The following is an 18,504-nucleotide window of genomic DNA, read 5'->3' on the forward strand; positions in this document are numbered from 1 at the left end:
CGAGGAAAAATCTCATGTTTAATGTCGAATCTTATACAGGATCTCGTGAAGAACAATATAAAATGGTCATCAAACAATTGAAAGCACTACTTGATGGTGAGACGAACCGAGTTGCCAATTTGGCTAACGCATCTTCCCTCTTGAATCAATTCCTTAAGAATGTGAATTGGGTCGGCTTCTATCTGATGGAGGATGGAGAGTTGGTACTGGGGCCATTCCAGGGATTGCCCGCTTGTGTTCGTATTCCAGTCGGTAAGGGCGTTTGCGGAACAGCCGTTAGTGAAAAGAAAACGATGCTCGTCGAAGATGTTCATCAATTCCCTGGTCATATCGCATGTGATGCTGCCTCACGATCTGAAATCGTGGTTCCGATCGTGAAGGATGGTAACGTGATCGGCGTACTGGACATCGATAGCCCAGTGACCTCCCGTTTTGATGAAACAGACAAAAAGTACTTGGAACAATTCGTTGAAGAGCTGACGCTGCATATTTAATAGAGACCATAACAGAAGGGGGCGAATGATTTCGCCCCCTTTTTCATTGCATTATACGGTTTCAGTTTCAGTCATACCGCTGTTCGAGTAAAGTTCAAGTGCTCGCTCAAGATCTGCCCAGATATCCTCTTTCGCTTCAAGGCCGACAGATATACGGATCATATTATCGGTAATGCCCATTTTTGCACGAGACTCTTCCCCTACCACCGCATGTGTCATGGTTGCCGGGTGCTGAATGAGGGTCTCAGCATCTCCTAAACTGACGGCAATCTTGATGAGCTTCATAGAATTGATGAACCTCTGTGCGTCTTTTTTATCCCCTTTGATCTTAAAGCTGATCAAGCCACCAGGCTGATCCATCTGTTTTTCTGCAATCATATAATCACGGAATTGCGGATCACCTGGGTAGGCGACTTCCTCAACCATCGGATGTTGCTTTAATTTTTCATTGATATAAGCCGCATTATCACAGTGACGGTCCATTCGAATCGGCAAAGTCTTGAGGCCTCTGAGGAGCAACCATGCGTCGAACGGGGACATGATGCCTCCGATGTCCTTTTGAGTCGTTGAAGCCAGGAAGTTGATCGTTTCCGCGTCACTGACGACGAGACCTGCCACGACATCTCCGTGACCTCCGATATATTTCGTCGCACTGTGGATGACGATATGACAGCCATGCTCTAGCGGTCGTTGCAGATATGGCGTGCTGAACGTGTTATCGACCACAACCGTGATCTTGTGCTTTGCTGCTATTTGACTGATCATTTCGAGATCGACAAGCGCCATTGTCGGATTGATCGGCGTTTCAATGAAAATGACCTTCGTGTTTGGATGGATATGTTCTTCAATATATTCCGGATCGGTCATCGGGATGAGGTCGTGATGAATACGGTATTTCTCTTCCATCATTTGAAGCAAGCCGAATGTACAGCCATAAACCCCTTGTGAACAAAGGATGTGGTCCTCCGTTTTGGTGAGACCGAGCAGGACTGCAGAAACAGCAGCCATCCCAGATCCAAAGGCTAGTCCTTTTTCGCCACCTTCTAACACTGCGATGCGTTCTTCAAGCATTTTGACTGTCGGATTTCCGAGCCTTGAATAGATATATCCTTCCTGTTCCCCAGCAAACCGCTGTTCTCCAGTTTCTGCATTTGGAAAAACGAACGTCGAAGTCGGATAGATCGGCGGTGCCAGCGCACCATGATGCTGATCCGACGAGTAACCTGAATGTATGACCTCTGTTTCAATTCTCTTCTTCACTCCAGAACACTCTCCCTTTTTCTGTATGTAAACGCTTTCTTTTTACATCGTACCATAATCGCCGACTGTTTTGTGTTACATTATATGGAGGAAAGTCGAGTTTTGTCTGTGCTTATTGGAAAGGCTCTTGACTAATACAGCTAAAAGTAATACAATGTTCTTTGTGTAAATTAAGACAGCCATGTGAAATCATGTGAGCCCTCTCATTATGTTCCTTGCGATTGCGGCTGATTGCAAGGTGCATCGCGTAGCCTCATGCTGTCGAGGTGAGGATGTATGAAAACATAATGAACACGTGATCGATCACACCGGCACTGTTTTTGTTTCACAACAAAAAATCAGTGAAGGAGGAGTCAATTATGGCTCGTTATACAGGACCAAAATGGAAAATCTCCCGTCGTCTAGGAATCTCTCTTAGTGGGACTGGGAAAGAATTAGAAAAGCGTCCTTACGCTCCTGGACAACATGGTCCAAACCAGCGTAAGAAGATGTCTGAATACGGATTGCAACTTCAAGAGAAGCAGAAGCTTCGTCACATGTATGGCATGAATGAGCGTCAATTCCGTAAAATGTTCGATCAAGCAGGTAAAATGAGTGGAATTCACGGTGAGAACTTCATGATTCTCCTTGAATCCCGTTTAGATAACCTTGTTTACCGTCTAGGACTTGCACGTACTCGTCGTCAAGCTCGTCAATTGGTTGGACACGGTCACGTAACTGTTGATGGAAAGCGCGTTGACATTCCATCTTACCGTGTAGCTCCAGGACAAGTTATCGGACTTCGTGAAAAGTCTCGCAACCTTGACATCGTTAAGGAAGCACTTGATGTGAACAACTTCGTACCAGAATATCTTACATTCGACGAAAACAAGCTAGAAGGAACGTACACTCGTTTCCCTGAGCGTTCTGAACTTCCAGCTGAAATCACTGAAGCTCTTATCGTTGAGTTCTACTCTCGTTAATAAGTGCTTTGGAAAGCCCTCGAACCTCGTGTTCGGGGGTTTTTTGGTTTTGATTTATTGCGTTCTGGGGTGTGAATTCCTGAAATTTTGCTGCTAATTCCTGAAAACCTAGGGGGAATTCCGGAATATTGGGAGTGAATTCCTGAAATTCAGAGTGTAATTCCTGAAAATCCAGCGGCAATTCCTGAAAATAGTAACAAAGCCCCGTCCTACCAATAACAAAAAGAACCGTCTTAGACGGTTCTCTCCTATTATTTCAGTTCACCGTCTTCATGTGTGGAATTCTTACATTAGGGATTCGAGGTTATATCTACGTCCCTTGGTAGAACCTTTCCCTTGTAAATTCAATGACTTTAACAAATAGTTTGCAACGTTATCGGAGTCAATATGGAGAAATTGTCTCATTTCCTTATTTGATATAGTCGAATTTATTACCAAGAAGTAGTCTCGGAGAGCTTTGATGTGGGCCGTATTTGAGGAATTGTTACATTTGGGGCAAATCCACCTACCGTGATGACGAATCATCGGAAGAGTGGAACAAACTAGACATTGAACGCCTGTTAACAGGTCTTCCTTTTTAATACCTAACTTTTTCAATATATCGCGATCATCTTGTGAGTGATGTTCTTTCAAAAGTGAGTTGAGTTTCCTGACTCTATTTTTATCTAATGCTTCTTTTCTATTACGATGTTTGTTTTCTATCTCCTCTATCACATTCAGCAGATTTCTATTTCGGATAACTTTCTTTGACAACGGAGTGTTTTCATGAAAAACAATCTTTGCTTTGTCATTAGCGACCACCACATAGGTGTATATCGGAATTTGAGGAAAACCATGCAGTCCCAACCACCTAGAAAGCTGAAATTTTTGATGATCCACTTGGAGAATAGGATCATTAAAAATATCTTCTCTTTCTTCAAAAATGCGAATGAGCTGATTGTGCGCTGTATCAAAAATTAGGGTGCCGGAGTAATTTTTCACTTCTAAAATGAGGATAAACCGTGAGTGAATGATGAGGGTATCGATTTGAAAATGGTAGGATTTATATTTCAGGCGGATATTATGGAGGATGAGAAATATAGATTCATCAAGATGACATAAATAATAGTCTAAAGAAAGTTCACCAAAGTGCCCTGCTTTTAACTTTGCTAACCAACTATCTACGTTTGATTTTTCTGGGTGATTTTGAGCAACTCTCCATATTAATACCTCCAATTTCTCTAAGTCGAGATTTTTTTGTCGCCCATTGCTTGCCAAAGAACCACACCTTTCGTAATAGCGTGATAATATTTTCTAGACATCCAAGCAAATTCCTCTTTTGGAGGATGATTGATCGCAATTAATTCCTGAAATATCAGGTCTGATTCCTGAAAAACTTTAGCTAATTCCTGAAATTTTGGGGACATTTCCTGAAATGTTAGAGGTAATTCCTGAAAAACTGCTCATCATTCCTGAATTTAGTATAAAAGTACTCACCCCCCCAACCTGAATCTCAGCTCATTCCAATACGAAAAAGAACCGGCCGCCGCCGGTTCTTTCATCATCAAACTTAAAAGAAAAGAGCCGTCTCCAAGACGGCTCTTCCTTATGAATCACTTTACGATTTTGACGAATTTGCGTTTGCCGACTTGGACAATCATGCCGTCCTCGACTGGCACTTGCGCTTGCACATCATCCACTTTCTCTTGGTTAATCTTCACACCGCCGTTTTGGATCATGCGGCGCGCTTCACCCTTGGAGTTCAGCAAGCCAAGGTCTACGATCAGCTCAACAATCCACTTTTCGTCTTCACCCTGCCACTCGTGTTCCGGGATATCGTCTGGTAAAGCACCCTTCGAAAAGACAGTACGGAAATGCTTTTCTGCCTCGACTGCTTCGTCATGACCGTGGAACATTTCGACGAAGGTCTTTGCCAGTTTGATTTTCATGTCACGAGGGTGGAGCTCACCACTCTGAACCCCTTCTTCAATTGCACGTACTTCGTTCATCGGAAGCGCAGTCGCTAATTCGAAGTACTTGATCATCAAGTCATCCGGAATCGACATGGATTTCCCGAAGATTTCATTCGGATGCTCATCGATCCCAATGTAGTTGTTAAGGGACTTCGACATCTTACGGACGCCATCCAAGCCTTCGATGATCGGAAGCGTCATTGTCACCTGCTTCTCTTTACCATATTCCTCTTGAAGCTGACGGCCCATCAACAGGTTAAACTTCTGGTCGGTTCCCCCGAGTTCGATATCACTTTCTAATGCAACAGAATCATATCCTTGCATAAGCGGGTAGAAGAATTCGTGAATCGAAATCGCCTGGCCGGATTTGTATCGCTTCTCAAAATCGTCACGCTCAAGCATACGAGCGACAGTGACTTTAGCAGCAAGCTCGATAACATCTGCAAAATCCAGCTTTGACAACCATTTGGAGTTGTAGTGAACTTCTGTTTTTTCCATATCAATAATTTTACCCAATTGCATTACGTAGGTTTTCACATTCTCTCTGATTTCGTAATCAGTAAGCTGCTTCCGTGTTTCGGATTTCCCAGACGGGTCTCCGATTCGACCAGTAAAATCACCAATCAACAATTGGATTTCATGCCCAAGCTCCTGGAATTGACGAAGCTTATGAAGCGGAACCGTATGGCCGAGATGAACATCCGGAGCTGATGGATCCAATCCGAACTTCACTTTAAGCGGTGTATCTGTAGCAATCGACTTTTCCAGCTTCTTTCTCAAATCATCTTCTGGAACGATTTCAACGACACCCCGTTGTAAAATTTCCAGCTGGCGATCGACCTCTGCCTTCTGTTCAGGGGTCAACTCAAATTTTTGATCCATAATTCATTCTCCCTTCTATTCGTAACCTGTTTGTTTTTTTGCAAATAAAAAACGTCCCTTTCATATGAAAGGAACGTGATAGACGCGGTACCATCCTTCTTGAAGCATAACAAACATGCTTCCTCTTCATTCGGATAACGGCTTTTACTGCCGCCTTTTGCTACTAAAACCGTTCACAAAAGGAGCTCCAGGACGTAATTCACAACACCCTTTGTACTGGTTTACACCGGCCACCAGCTCTCTACATACAGGGAGGATGATTGCTACTTCTTCCTTTCATAGCTATGTATTCATTGAAAAAAGTATAATCATTTTGTACCACAATAACCAGTAAAAAGTCAAATTACACCTGAATAATGTCGAAGAGTGGTATTCCCTGGTATCGGTATGTGCTATAATTGTTATGGAAATTTAGGGGGGTATGAGAATGAATCACCTATCATCCTTCATCGAAAAATTGAAGCATTTCATGAAGGTTTTAGATGATAAGAACATATTTAAGTTCAGCCGTATCACAGGGAAAGTGATGTGGAACTTATTCTTGATCTTATTAGTCATAACGGTTGCTGGAGGATTTTTCGCAACTGGAGTAGGCGCAGGCTATTTCGCCTCTCTTGTAAAAAACGAACCAATCCGTACTTACGACACCATGAAAGCGGATATCTATAATTATTCCGAAACAAGTAAAGTATATTTCGAAGATGGTACATTGCTCGGAAACCTTCGATCGGATGTCATCCGTCAAGAAGTTGGCATCAAGGAGATTTCCCCGCATTTAATAGACGCAGTCATTGCGACTGAGGACCAATACTTCCACGAACACGAAGGGATTGTGCCGAAAGCGATTGCACGTGCGATATTCCAGGAAGTCACTGGAGCTGCTGTTCAAACAGGTGGAAGTACTCTCACCCAGCAGCTTGTCAAAAACCAAATCCTGACCAGAGAGGTATCCTTCGACCGTAAGGCGAAAGAAATGCTCCTGGCACTGCGATTGGAACGATATTTCGATAAAGATGAAATTCTTGAAGCTTACTTGAATATCGTCCCGTTCGGTCGTAACGCATCTGGAAGAAATATTGCAGGGATACAGGCTGCAGCTCAAGGAATATTCGGGGTTGATGCAAAGGATCTAAGTCTCCCTCAAGCTGCTTATATCGCCGGACTCCCGCAAAGTCCATTCGGCTACACGCCGTTTACAAATGATGGACAGGTCAAAGAAAATCTGAAGCCTGGACTGACAAGAATGAAGACCGTTCTGTCCAGAATGTATACAGGCGGGTACATATCCAAGGAAGAGTATGACAAAGCTCTCGCAACGGATATTACTGAGGAATTTGCAAAGGATTCCCCAAGTCCATTTGAAGCATACCCTGCTTTGACAATGGAAGTCGAGCGTCGCGCAGTGAATATTTTACAAGAAAAGCTAGCTGAACAAGACGGAAAGAAGTTCTCAGAACTGACCCCGACTGAACAAGCAAGCTATAAAAAAGCTGCAGACCTTGAGCTTAGGAAAAAAGGATATAAAATCCATATCACCATTAACAAAAAGATCCATGATGCTTTCCAAAAAGCGAAGAACTCTGTCACATTTGCACCTGATCAATATGAAAAGAAAACAGATAAAAAAGAGATGGAAGATATCGGGTCCATCCTTATAAAAAATGATACTGGTGCGATTATCAGTTTCGTCGGAGGAAGGGATTTCCATCGCGAAAACCTGAACCATGCAACTCAAGCCATACGTCATAACGGATCGACGATGAAACCGTTGCTTGTTTACGCACCGGCGATGGAACAAGGTCTTGTACAGCCTGGCTCCATCATCCCTGACACTGAGTTCAGGTATAATAACACAGGTAGTGGTAAGCCTTGGGTCGTCGGTAACTATGATGGAAGATATCACGGACTGGTAACTGCCCGAAAAGCATTGCAATGGTCCTATAACATCCCTGCCGCCCGGACATACGTGAAAATGGATCCATTAAAAGCGACGGAAAAGCTATTCAAGATGGGCTTCACTACGATTGGGGAAAATGAACGTTACAACCGATCCCTTTCATTAGGAAGTCCGACGCACGGTGTAACCGTCGAAGAAAACACGAATGCTTATGCTACTTTCGCCAATGGCGGACAGTTCATTGACGCTTATATGATTGAGAAGATTGAAACGAAGGATGGAAGTACATTCTATGCGCATGAATCAAAGCCTGTCGATGTCTTCTCCCCGCAAACGGCCTACTTGACACTTGATATGATGCGTACCGTCGTACAGAGTGGTACAGGTGCAAGCGCTAATCGGTTCTTGAAGTTCAAATCGGATTGGGCCGGTAAGACAGGAACATCCCAGGATATTCGAGACGCATGGTTCATCGCAACGAACCCGAATGTAACGCTCGGATTATGGATGGGATATGATACGCCGAAAAGAATCATCGATAATGCTCAGTATGGAACCCATACGACCCGAAGCATCCGTGCTTGGGCTGCATTAGCGAATGCTGCATATGACGTAGACCCTGAACTGATGAATCCGGGCAGAAATCATAAACGACCTGGCGGTATTACAACTGCCTCGTTCTGTGCGATTTCTGGCAAGCTCCCTTCACCATTGTGTAAGGAAGCAGGTCTTGTAGAAACTGATTTGTTCAATGTGAAGTATCTACCTAAAACAGAAGACGACAGCTTGCAGCAAGTACAGTATGTCGTTAACGCTGATGGTAAGAAATTCAAAGCATTGGACAGCACACCATCTGCCTTTACGAGTGATGGTATCATGATTAAAGAAGAGTATTTCAAAGACATCGATCTCGAAGATGTCATTAAAGATGATTGGGACAACATCATCGGTGAAGAAGAACTTAAAGATAACGGCAAAGCCCCATCTGCTGTAAGTCTTAAGAAAAAAGGAAGCTCTCTCACTTGGGGTGCTTCAGGTGAAAAGGATGTCATCGGCTACCGCATCTATCGAACGCCGAACGGTTCGAAGTCGTATAAGAAAGTCGGTGAAGTGAAGGGCGGCGACAATACAAGCTTCAAGATTTCGGGAGGCGACTTTACGTATGTTGTCCGTGCCGTCGACATTGCAGGAAAAGAATCTGCTAACAGTAATGCTGTAAAAGTTGGAGAGGATCCAAAACCGGAACCACCTCCAAAAGAAGATGAGCCTGATAAACCGAAGGAACCAAAGGATCCTAAGAAACCGGAGGATCCTCCAGATGACCCTGAAAAACCTGAGCCACCACCTCCAGAAGGAGATTCTGGTGACGAGGATAAGAAACCGAACGGTGGTTAAAAACAGCCACATCAAAAAGAGACCTGAAAAGGACTGCCCATGCAGTCCTCCAGGTCTCTTTTCTTATGTCTCGATTAGCTTTTAAACGTCCGCCTAAACCTGTTCAACATCAACGATCTTCTTTAAAGGAGCCTTTTATTATAAAAATTGTTTGATTCTCGGAAAGACCTTTGTTGCTGTCGTGTAGAAGACATCTTCATGATAGGCTTTTGGGATGATTGATTTGATGAACTGGATGTATGGTTCAACAGGAACGAGCGGCCAATCTGTTCCGAAAATGAACTTCTTGTAATTGTCTGTAAACGTCAACGCATGCTTCAGATGATTGAAAAATCGTGGGGACTCTTTATACCGTTTGATGTCTTCGTCTGTGCCGACAACCAGACCGGAAAGATCCGCGTACATATTACGATTTTTGTATACCACTTCTGCCCCATCCAACGTCCATGGATCGCCGAAATGGGCCATTACAAAATTGATATTCCGATATTCCACAGCAACTTCATCCAAGGTCAAAGGGTGGGCATACTTCAACAATCCTCGTTCGGAATACGTATCACCTGTATGGAAAACAATAGGCAGCTGATATTTCTCTGCTAGTTTATAAACAGGCTCGTACACCGGATCATATGCATAATACCGGTAATATCCGAGATAGATTTTAATACCGACAGCTCTCGGGTCTTGAAGCGACTTTTCCAGTGCCGCTAAACCGTCATCATCCAAGTGATGAGGATTTACGCCGGGGCAATAGACAATTGATGTTGGTACAGAATGTTCGAGGTCCAAGCCCATTGGCGTACGAGATGATGAATCAGGGAAACCTTCCTTCTGTCCTTCAGTCAACCCCATCCCGATTCCCAGTACGACATTTGATTCAAGATATTCCTTTGAAATCCCCGAAGTATTATACTCGACATTCGAAATCTCAACTGCCGTCTGCTTAAAGCTTTCGATATCAGAAAAATGCATATGAGCATCTATGATCTTCATCCTACACCTCCAAAAAATTGAAGTCACACTTTTTACATAAAAAGAGGGCTGACCGATTTATGTCTGAGACACCGACCGGCCACGCCCCCATTTCTTTTTCAAATTATTGTCTTGACACTAATACGTCTCAGTCTTCCATTGTAGACAAGTCACCAGTCGGAAGGTCCAGCTCCCATGCCTTCAATACGCGGCGCATGATTTTTCCGCTACGGGTCTTCGGAAGTTTATCCTTGAACTCAATTTCACGCGGTGCTGCGTGGGCAGCCAGTCCTTTCTTCACGAAAGTCCGAATCTCTTCTTTCAAATCATCATTCGCTTCATAACCCGTTCGAAGCGCAATGAACGCTTTGATAATTTCACCCCGGACAGGATCCGGTTTACCGATTACACCTGCTTCTGCAATGGCAGGGTGTTCAACGAGCTTACTTTCAACCTCAAACGGTCCTACACGTTCACCGGAAGTCATGATCACGTCATCAATTCGACCCTGGAACCAGAAATAGCCGTCTTCATCCATATAGGCCGAATCACCAGAAATGTACCAGTCACCCTTCGTGAAATAAGACTCATATTTTTCAGGACGGTTCCAAATTGCACGCATCATCGATGGCCACCCTTTCTTAATTGCAAGGTTGCCCATTCGATAAGGAGGCAGTTCATTCCCTTGATCATCGATGATGGCCGCTTTTATTCCCGGAAGCGGTTTACCCATCGATCCAGGCTTGATTTCCATGGATGGGAAGTTACTGATGAGCTGCGCACCTGTCTCCGTCATCCACCAGTTATCATGGATACGAAGCCCGAAGACCTTCGATCCCCAACGGACGACTTCCGGGTTCAACGGCTCCCCGACACTCAATACATGACGCAGTGTAGAAAGGTCGTATTGCTTCACGACTTCATCTCCTGCACCCATGAGCATCCTGAATGCAGTCGGTGCACTATACCAAACGGTTACACCATACTTTTCGATGGTAGAGTACCAATCCTCAGGACTGAATCGTCCGCCCCGGATGACGTTGGAAACACCATTCAGCCATGGTGCAAACACTCCATACGATGTTCCTGTCACCCATCCTGGATCTGCCGTACACCAATATACATCATCCTCTTTCAAATCCAACACCCATTTACCTGTCTGATAATGTTGAATCATCGCATTATGAACATGTAGCACACCCTTCGGCTTCCCAGTTGAACCGGAAGTGTAGTGGAGGATCATGCCGTCTTCACGATCGACCCACTCAATCGAGAGATCTTTGCTCGCTGTTTCCATCCGACCATAATAATCGATATACGTATCGTCTTCCTTCACATCCTCACCGACAAGGATGACATGCTTCAACGCTGGCAATTTATCAACGGGTACGCGATCCAGTAATGATGGAGTGGTTACAAGGACTTTCGCTTCACTATCCTCCAGTCGATCGGTAACCGCCCCTTCCATGAAGGCTTCAAATAATGGACCGACGATCGCCCCGACTTTGAGCGCACCCAAAAACATGAAATACAATTCAGGTGAACGAGGCATAAAAATGAAGACACGGTCTCCCTTTTCGACATCTGCATCGCGCAGTACGTTCCCTGCTTTATTTGAGAAATCCTTCATTTCTTTGAATGTATACTTCTCATCTCGTTTTGTGTCTGAAAAATAAAGGGCTACCTGATTTTTCTTTGCTGACTCGGCATGGCGGTCAATCGCCTCGTAAGCCATATTCACTCGACCTGTCGTAGACCACGTGAAATTCTGTTCTACTTCTGACCAATCGAAGTTTTGATAGGTAGTTTCGTAATCTTGCAGGTTATATTCTCCATTAATAACCGGAAGCGCTTCCACTTTCATTATTGGATCTCCCCTTTATTCAAAGATTTAAAATTAGTATATCATATATTTGATTATTCTCAATTTTAAAACTGTTGCTAGTATTTCGATTGAAAACCCTTACAACCTATGGTTTCATGTATAATAAGAGAACAGTCTGAACAGGTGGTGAAACCGAGCTTGAAGCATACAAAAATCTATAACGCTAAAACAGTGAATACACCAAAAGGAAAATTGATTGTGGAAGGACCGATTAAACCGACCACATTGGCAAATTACGAATTCCATGAAGACCTTACTGCGTTTCGTCCCCCTGCTGAACAACACAAAGCTTTAATTGAAATAGCCGGACTCCCTGAAGGCAGGATCATCATAGCTAGACACAATAACATGATCGTTGGATATGTCACCTATGTTTACCCTGATCCGATGGAACGATGGTCTCAAGGGAAAATGGAAAACCTGATTGAGTTAGGGGCAATCGAAATCATACCGGAGTTCCGTAATTATAAAGTCGGCAAGAACCTACTGAAAGTATCAATGATGGACGATACAATGGAAGATTACATCGTCATTACGACCGAATATTATTGGCATTGGGACCTGAAAGGGACAGGCCTTTCGGTTTGGGACTATCGAAAAGTGATGGAAAAGATGATGAGTGCAGGCGGACTCGAATGGTATGCGACCGATGACCCTGAAATCAGCTCCCACCCAGCCAATTGCTTGATGGCAAGGATCGGAAGCCGGGTCGATCGAGACTCGATCCAACGCTTCGACCAGCTTCGCTTCCAAAACCGATTCATGTATTAGGAGGTGCCTATATGAAAGTTGAAGCCATTATGAACAAAAACGTCATTACGATCCAGCAAGACACAACGATCAATGAAGCAAAGGAGATCATGGAACGACATAGAGTCCGCCATCTGCCAGTCGTCAACCATCACGACCATTTGATCGGCATTGTATCGGACAGGGATCTAGTGAGGGATCGGATACCTGAAAACGAAGACCCTTCAACAGCCCAGGTACATTCCGTCATGACAAAGCAAGTCATCACCGCACATCCACTTGATTTCATTGAAGAACTATTAACGGTCTTTTATGAAGAACGGATCGGGTGCATCCCTATCGTCAACAAACGTGAAGTCATCGGCATGATCACTGAACGGGATATGCTTTATACGTTGATCCAATTGACAGGAGCCCATCAACCAAGCTCACAATTTGAAGTGCATGTTGAAAATGTGACAGGTAAACTAGCGGATGTGACAGCTGTGATTCGGAACCATAATGTCAATATTACGAGCGTCCTTGTCTATCCAGGTGAAACGGATGAAACGAAAGTCCTTGTCCTGCGGGTCCAGACGATGAACCCTCAAGCGATCATTGATCATTTAAAATCAGAAGGCTATAACGTGATGTGGCCTGTTACGCCAGGAGAACAAGTATGACCAAACCCGTATTCATTTTTTCTGATCAACTGTTGACGTATAAGTTCAGCAATAAGCACCCATTCAATCCGCTTCGATTCAAAATGACGTACGAATTACTTCGTGAAGCAGGTATTCTGCAGGATGACCAGATCGTCAAACCACGAAAAGCGACTGATGAGGAGATCAAACTCATCCATAATGAGGATTATGTAAATGCCATCAAGCTTGCAGGGAAAGGCCAGCTGCCCACTTCCCAAGAATCGAGTTTCGGATTGAATACCGACGATACACCGATTTTCGAGGATATGCATGAGGCGAGCGCATGGTTGGTCGGCGCTACATTGACTGCAGTCGAACAGGTCTTTGAAGGTGGAAGCAAGAAAGCACTCAGCTTAGGAGGCGGATTGCATCATGGTTTCAGAGGTAGAGCATCCGGCTTCTGTATCTATAATGACAGCTCGATTGCAATCGAGTATATGAAACAAAAATATAACGCTAGGGTGCTCTACATAGATACGGATGCTCATCATGGAGACGGTGTACAATGGGCATTTTATGATGATCCGGATGTTTGTACGTTCTCGATCCACGAAACCGGGCGATATCTTTTCCCAGGAACAGGGAACGTTTCTGAAAAAGGAGCAGGAAAAGGGTATGGATACTCTTTCAATATTCCAGTAGATGCATTTACAGAGGATGAGTCATGGATTCCGTTGATTGAGGAAGCAATTGATGAAATCGCAGCTTATTTCAAACCCGATGTGATCATCAGCCAAAACGGTGTTGATGCTCATTACTGGGACCCTCTTACTCATTTATCCGTAACAATGAAATCCTATAAACGTGTTCCAGAAATCGTAAACCGGGCAGCAGATCGATATGCAGAAGGACGATGGATTGCTGTCGGTGGGGGCGGATACGATATTTGGAGAGTCGTTCCAAGAGCCTGGTCGTTGATATGGGCGGAAATGAACAAGATCGATCTTCAAGGAAAGCTGCCGAGCGAATGGCTGACAAAGTGGCAGACTAAAGCACCTGTCCAGCTCCCTGAACATTGGGAAGATCCCCATGACCTTTATAAACCGATCCCAAGAAAACAAGAAATTTGTGAGAAGAACGAAATCATGCTTCAGCGGGCATTACAGCATATCCGCAATGAACGGAAATCTGTATGATTTCAAAGTCAAAACTGAAAAGACCTAATCAAAGTAATAGAGCTGGCTTTTTAGAGTCAGCTCTTTTATTGTAGCTATTTATATAAATTTCAAAAGAGCTGTAATGGATATGAAAACGATTCGTCTAATGTGTAAAGGGGGTGGATGTATTGGATGAACAGACCATTGAAGAATGGTTTCTACTGTATGAAAGAGATATAACAAGCTTTTTGACCTATTACACAGGATCCCTTGATGTGGAAGATCTTGTTCAGGATACCTTCCTCATTGCATTACGCAAGTATTCCCGATTCAACCATTCTTCGCATCCGAAGACATGGCTGATCGCAATAGCTAGGAATCTAGTCATCGATCGTTATCGTCGAACAAAGGTATGGGAAAGGATTAAGAGCTCACTTCTTACTGCCCCTACTCATCTGAACGAACTGGAAGAGTCATTCATCTTGAACCTTGAAAGCCAACAACTGTATCGGGCAATTCATAAGCTTCCACCACAACATAAAGAAGTGGTGATATTAAGGGGAATTCTGGAACTTTCATCAAAAGAGGCGAGCGAAATATTAAAGTGTACGACGAATAAGACGAACGTTCTCTATCACCGAGCATTGAAAAAGTTGAAGGAGATTTTAGAAAAGGAGGGATTTTTCCATGAATCGTACCGATCAAATCCAAGAAAAACTAAAGGAGCTTCCGAAACCCTCTCTGACTGAAGTGCAAAAACAACGGGTCATGACGACATTGAAAACCACGAACCGATCACCAAGGAGAAAAACGTATCTGAGACCCGTTTTTGCTGTACTTGCCGCTTGTATGGCATTCTTTTTACTCGTTATGACAGAATTTCCTAAAGTGTGGGATAGCATCCAAGGTTATTTCGAGCCACAAACGGAACTCAACGCTCCAAAAGCAGAGATCTTTCATCTTAAAAATGATAATGCATATGAGGTTACCGGTATTAAAGACAAAGTCGCCATTTTTGGTAAAGACTCTTTCGTTGCTGAAGACAAGAGACGTTCAGCGAAAATGTTTATTTACTTCTGGGGAGATCCTGAAACACTTATTTATAAAAACTATAGAGTCGAAGCAACGAACCGACAAGGGGAAGAACTGACATTATCAGAAGGGGAATTAAATCATGGGCTATATAATGAGGATGCCATGGCGATGACTTCCTTTCCTCCTTTCCCGACCGAAGGGAAATGGCAGCTCTCCTTCTATGTAGAAGATCGATTACATGGACAATTCACCCTTGATGTATTACCTCCTTATTTGAAGACGGAACATTACACTGTGCTCCACTATTCAAATAAACTAGAAGCGGGAGAAACGATTTCAGCAATTGAAGGTGTCAAAGATACGCCTGAGATAACTGTGGAATTGATCAATACCAATGGAGATAAGGTCGGCACCTCTACCTTCGTAAAAGATGGAGAAGTGATCGATTCTGATACTGGGGAGAGAATCTACTTCTTCAGAGGAAGCTTGACTCTACCAACATCTGATACCTTGACCCTCGTTATTAATGGGGAGAAAACAAAAACCTTTGGAGAATAAACAATAGGGACCCAGCTTATCGATTTGGGTCCCATTTATCTTGGTGAATTATTCGGTTACCTCCACGGCCTTAGAGGATTTTATCGCTGACGGAATTAGTTCGTCACTTTCTACAACAATTGCCGTCAGGCCTGTATCCGTTTTGGTTTCATGTCCTTCACCCTTTTCCCAGAACACAGCATCCCCTGTCTTAACGGATATGTATTCATCACCTTCCCCCCTTACCAAACCTTCTCCTCCTACAATGAGTAAAAGTTGGGGATCAACCGCCTCATGATACCCGATAATCCCTCCCGGTTCCAAATGCATACACGCAACATGGGTCGGTGTATCAGTCAACACCAACCGGGACATGATGAAATCTGAATTGAATGCAGTAATCTTCTTTCCAGAATCTTTATCAAAACGATAGAATTCCATATCTGAAACCTCCACTAAAACCTATTACACTTGTTCCTTTACAAAGCTTCCTTATGTTGCTCATCATAAACATCCTTGGCTTTTGTTCCGCTTAGAGCACTTACGACAATGAATACAGTCGTGGATAATGGCAAGGCGTAGAAGAGCGGGTCAATATGGGTCCAAGGAAAAGCGAACAGGGTGTCCTTTCCAAATAAAGCTTTAGAAACACCAAGAGCCGCAGCTTCTTTTTGGTGCAAAAAGATAAATCCGAGAATACTAGCTGAGAATCCAGTGATGATACTGGAAATGGCCCCAGCCTTCGTGGCTCCTTTCCAATAAAAAGCACCAATCAAGGCTGGCAAGAATGCAGCTCCACAAATACCAAACCAGAAGGCTGTCGCTGTTGCAATCACTCCTGCAGGCAATAAGTAGGCCAGGACAATTGCAGCAAACATTCCTAGGATAACGCCAAGTCTGGTCAGATTCATCTTCATACCGAAAAGCTTTGAAACGCCCATCGTTTTCAAAATATCCTGACCAAACGCAGTCGCCTGGACATGGATTAAGGATGAGACGGTTGAAATTGTTGCTGATAAAAGCGTTAAAGTGAACAGATAGATAAACCATTCAGGCATGATTGCATTGATGAATTTTGGAATGATCAAGTCTGTATTCCCGCCTGCTGCCGTTAACGCAATCTCTCCCGTCGTATTATAGAAATAGAGATTACTCAACGGACCAATCGCAAAAGCTGCGCCTGTCATGAAAAGAATAAAAATTCCACCGACAAGTACGGACCGGTACAGGGCACGATCATCTTTCACCGTCATGCATCTCATGGCAAGCTGAGGCTGTGCAAGCACACCTATTCCAACACCCATGATGATCGTACTCACCATTGTCCACCAAAGGGGTGAACCAAGAGCAGGCATGCTTGTCCAACCAAGATGCCCACCATCAACTAATGGTTGTGGGACAAGATCTTTTATCGCGCTCAATCCAGCATGTCCGTCGACTACCCCTCCAACTGCCTTATAGGTTACGAAGAGGAAGATCGCCATCCCAAGAAGCATAATGACAGCGCCAAACGCATCCGTATACATGACAGCCTTAATTCCGCCACTAATGACATAAAGGGCAATGATGAGCGCGAGAATCAATAACGCTATATTGAAGTTCATCGCAAGCGATTCTTCGAGGAAACGTGCTCCTCCAATTAAGACAATGCTTGTATATGCAGGCATCAACACAAAAATCATTGCTCCAGCAAACACCGTGATAAAATCCGATCCATATCTCTTACCGAGCAATGTCGGAAAAGTTGAGGCGTCAAGCTCCAAGGATAATCTCCTGATTCTTGTACCAAAAATAGCGAATGCAACAAAGATCCCAAGCACGATGTTCAGGAATGCAAGCCATAATAGCCCCATTCCGAATACCCCGGCAGCACCCCCGAACCCTATGATTGCCGATGTACTGATGAAGGTCGCCCCATATGATAGAGCCATGACTGCAGGATGAATGTTCCTTCCACCGACAAGATAGTCTGCTTCAGTGGTTGTTTTTTTATAGCCATAGTAAGCGAGACCAGACATGATTCCAATGTATACAAGACAAATGGGGATCAACACACCTAAATTCATTGTGAATCATCCCCTCCCCGATTCCACATCACTGCACCAAATACGATACAACCGATACCAGCCAAAAAAGTACCAATCCAAGCTAAGGCTACTAGTTGATCTTCGATTCCAAGCACTTTGCGCTCCTCCTCTTTGTTATCTTTGCCACCTTCCGTTATGTAAAGGTAATTGTTTGCATGTAAAACCTTTAGATGGATGAAAACAAAAAAAGATGGCTTTTGTATGTATGTTTCCTCTTCGAGCTTGTATTTCCTTCTCTATTATCTGAATTTTCTTTACAAAAAGTCAAATCCTATTCCGAAAAAACTATATAATTATAAAATTTGGGTTTAACATCCAGCTAGAAAGGATACATACTAACTGTACTTAAATTTTCCAAAAGGAGTGGATTGAAATGGCAGACCGTTACAAAACAGGAGAGAAAGCACCAGCAAACGGAACGTATGAATTCGATGGTTTGACGGACGGAAGAAAAGAAAGCAATCCAACAGAGGAAGAAACACAAATTAAATTAGAAAGCGGTGAAACCTTCCCTCCATTACGTTCAAACCAGGAGCCTGCGTACTGGAAGAAGGTCAATTAATATTATATCTATAAAATAAAAAAACAGAGCCTAACTCTTTTAGGCTCTGTTTTT

General features: G+C 43.7%; 17 protein-coding genes and 1 other annotated feature. Of the genes, 9 read left to right on the plus strand and 8 right to left on the minus strand.

The window, feature by feature from the left end:
- Nucleotides 1-14 precede the first annotated feature (14 nt).
- Nucleotides 15-494 (plus strand): GAF domain-containing protein, encoded by a 480-nt coding sequence (locus tag V1497_RS14060; protein ID WP_349408159.1) that lies wholly within the window; start codon nucleotides 15-17, stop codon nucleotides 492-494.
- 51 nt (nucleotides 495-545) lie between these two features.
- Here the strand turns inward: V1497_RS14060 and megL are convergent, their stop codons facing one another.
- The gene (gene megL, locus V1497_RS14065) at nucleotides 546-1,754 is read right to left on the minus strand and encodes a methionine gamma-lyase (protein ID WP_349408160.1); all 1,209 of its coding nucleotides are present in this window, start codon (nucleotides 1,752-1,754) and stop codon (nucleotides 546-548) included.
- 359 nt (nucleotides 1,755-2,113) lie between these two features.
- Between megL and rpsD the strand changes: the two genes are divergently transcribed.
- Nucleotides 2,114-2,716 carry a 30S ribosomal protein S4 gene (gene rpsD, locus V1497_RS14070; RefSeq protein WP_349408161.1) on the plus strand — a complete coding sequence of 201 codons (603 nt, stop codon included), beginning with the start codon at nucleotides 2,114-2,116 and terminating at the stop codon, nucleotides 2,714-2,716.
- 285 nt (nucleotides 2,717-3,001) lie between these two features.
- Here rpsD and V1497_RS14075 read toward each other — a convergent pair whose 3' ends face one another.
- Nucleotides 3,002-3,973, minus strand: a complete 972-nt coding sequence (locus V1497_RS14075) for a nuclease-related domain-containing protein (protein ID WP_349408162.1) — start codon at nucleotides 3,971-3,973, stop codon at nucleotides 3,002-3,004.
- 335 nt (nucleotides 3,974-4,308) lie between these two features.
- Nucleotides 4,309-5,550 (minus strand): tyrosine--tRNA ligase, encoded by a 1,242-nt coding sequence (gene tyrS, locus V1497_RS14080; protein WP_349408163.1) that lies wholly within the window; start codon nucleotides 5,548-5,550, stop codon nucleotides 4,309-4,311.
- 66 nt (nucleotides 5,551-5,616) lie between these two features.
- Nucleotides 5,617-5,839, minus strand: a binding site (T-box leader).
- A gap of 138 nt (nucleotides 5,840-5,977) precedes the next feature.
- Here tyrS and V1497_RS14085 point away from each other — a divergent pair.
- A complete protein-coding gene (locus V1497_RS14085; RefSeq protein ID WP_349408164.1) occupies nucleotides 5,978-8,842 on the plus strand; it encodes a transglycosylase domain-containing protein in 2,865 nt (954 codons plus the stop codon).
- Between the two features lie 138 nt (nucleotides 8,843-8,980).
- Here the strand turns inward: V1497_RS14085 and V1497_RS14090 are convergent, their stop codons facing one another.
- Together V1497_RS14090 and acsA are read right to left on the minus strand one after the other, a co-directional pair.
- Nucleotides 8,981-9,835: an amidohydrolase family protein gene (locus V1497_RS14090; protein WP_349408165.1), complete on the minus strand. Its 855-nt coding sequence runs from the start codon at nucleotides 9,833-9,835 to the stop codon at nucleotides 8,981-8,983.
- A gap of 127 nt (nucleotides 9,836-9,962) precedes the next feature.
- Nucleotides 9,963-11,678 carry an acetate--CoA ligase gene (gene acsA / locus V1497_RS14095; RefSeq protein ID WP_349408166.1) on the minus strand — a complete coding sequence of 572 codons (1,716 nt, stop codon included), beginning with the start codon at nucleotides 11,676-11,678 and terminating at the stop codon, nucleotides 9,963-9,965.
- 159 nt (nucleotides 11,679-11,837) lie between these two features.
- Between acsA and V1497_RS14100 the strand changes: the two genes are divergently transcribed.
- The 5 genes from V1497_RS14100 (at nucleotide 11,838) to V1497_RS14120 (ending at nucleotide 15,822) form a co-directional block, all read left to right on the plus strand.
- Nucleotides 11,838-12,470: a GNAT family N-acetyltransferase gene (locus V1497_RS14100; RefSeq protein WP_349408167.1), complete on the plus strand. Its 633-nt coding sequence runs from the start codon at nucleotides 11,838-11,840 to the stop codon at nucleotides 12,468-12,470.
- An 11-nt stretch (nucleotides 12,471-12,481) separates the two neighbouring features.
- Nucleotides 12,482-13,111: an acetoin utilization AcuB family protein gene (locus V1497_RS14105; protein WP_349408168.1), complete on the plus strand. Its 630-nt coding sequence runs from the start codon at nucleotides 12,482-12,484 to the stop codon at nucleotides 13,109-13,111.
- A complete protein-coding gene (locus V1497_RS14110; RefSeq protein WP_349408169.1) occupies nucleotides 13,108-14,268 on the plus strand; it encodes an acetoin utilization protein AcuC in 1,161 nt (386 codons plus the stop codon). The genes V1497_RS14105 and V1497_RS14110 overlap by 4 nt, the downstream gene beginning before the upstream one ends.
- Nucleotides 14,269-14,417: 149 nt before the next feature.
- Nucleotides 14,418-14,978, plus strand: coding sequence for an RNA polymerase sigma factor (locus V1497_RS14115; protein ID WP_349408170.1), 561 nt, complete (start codon nucleotides 14,418-14,420; stop codon nucleotides 14,976-14,978).
- Nucleotides 14,917-15,822: a hypothetical protein gene (locus V1497_RS14120; RefSeq protein ID WP_349408171.1), complete on the plus strand. Its 906-nt coding sequence runs from the start codon at nucleotides 14,917-14,919 to the stop codon at nucleotides 15,820-15,822. The genes V1497_RS14115 and V1497_RS14120 overlap by 62 nt, the downstream gene beginning before the upstream one ends.
- A 48-nt stretch (nucleotides 15,823-15,870) precedes the next feature.
- Here V1497_RS14120 and V1497_RS14125 read toward each other — a convergent pair whose 3' ends face one another.
- From V1497_RS14125 to V1497_RS14135, 3 genes are read right to left on the minus strand one after another with little or no spacing between them, the layout of a single operon-like run.
- Nucleotides 15,871-16,242 carry a cupin domain-containing protein gene (locus V1497_RS14125; RefSeq protein WP_349408172.1) on the minus strand — a complete coding sequence of 124 codons (372 nt, stop codon included), beginning with the start codon at nucleotides 16,240-16,242 and terminating at the stop codon, nucleotides 15,871-15,873.
- Nucleotides 16,243-16,280: 38 nt separating this feature from the next.
- Nucleotides 16,281-17,867 carry a sodium:solute symporter family protein gene (locus V1497_RS14130; protein WP_349408173.1) on the minus strand — a complete coding sequence of 529 codons (1,587 nt, stop codon included), beginning with the start codon at nucleotides 17,865-17,867 and terminating at the stop codon, nucleotides 16,281-16,283.
- The gene (locus tag V1497_RS14135; protein ID WP_349408174.1) at nucleotides 17,864-17,983 is read right to left on the minus strand and encodes a symporter small accessory protein; all 120 of its coding nucleotides are present in this window, start codon (nucleotides 17,981-17,983) and stop codon (nucleotides 17,864-17,866) included. The genes V1497_RS14130 and V1497_RS14135 overlap by 4 nt, the downstream gene beginning before the upstream one ends.
- 278 nt (nucleotides 17,984-18,261) lie before the next feature.
- Between V1497_RS14135 and V1497_RS14140 the strand changes: the two genes are divergently transcribed.
- Nucleotides 18,262-18,450 (plus strand): YjzC family protein, encoded by a 189-nt coding sequence (locus V1497_RS14140; protein ID WP_349408175.1) that lies wholly within the window; start codon nucleotides 18,262-18,264, stop codon nucleotides 18,448-18,450.
- Nucleotides 18,451-18,504: the final 54 nt, after the last annotated feature.

It is taken from the genome of Pseudalkalibacillus sp. SCS-8, assembly GCF_040126055.1.
Classification (GTDB): Bacteria; Bacillota; Bacilli; order Bacillales; family Fictibacillaceae; genus Pseudalkalibacillus; species Pseudalkalibacillus nanhaiensis.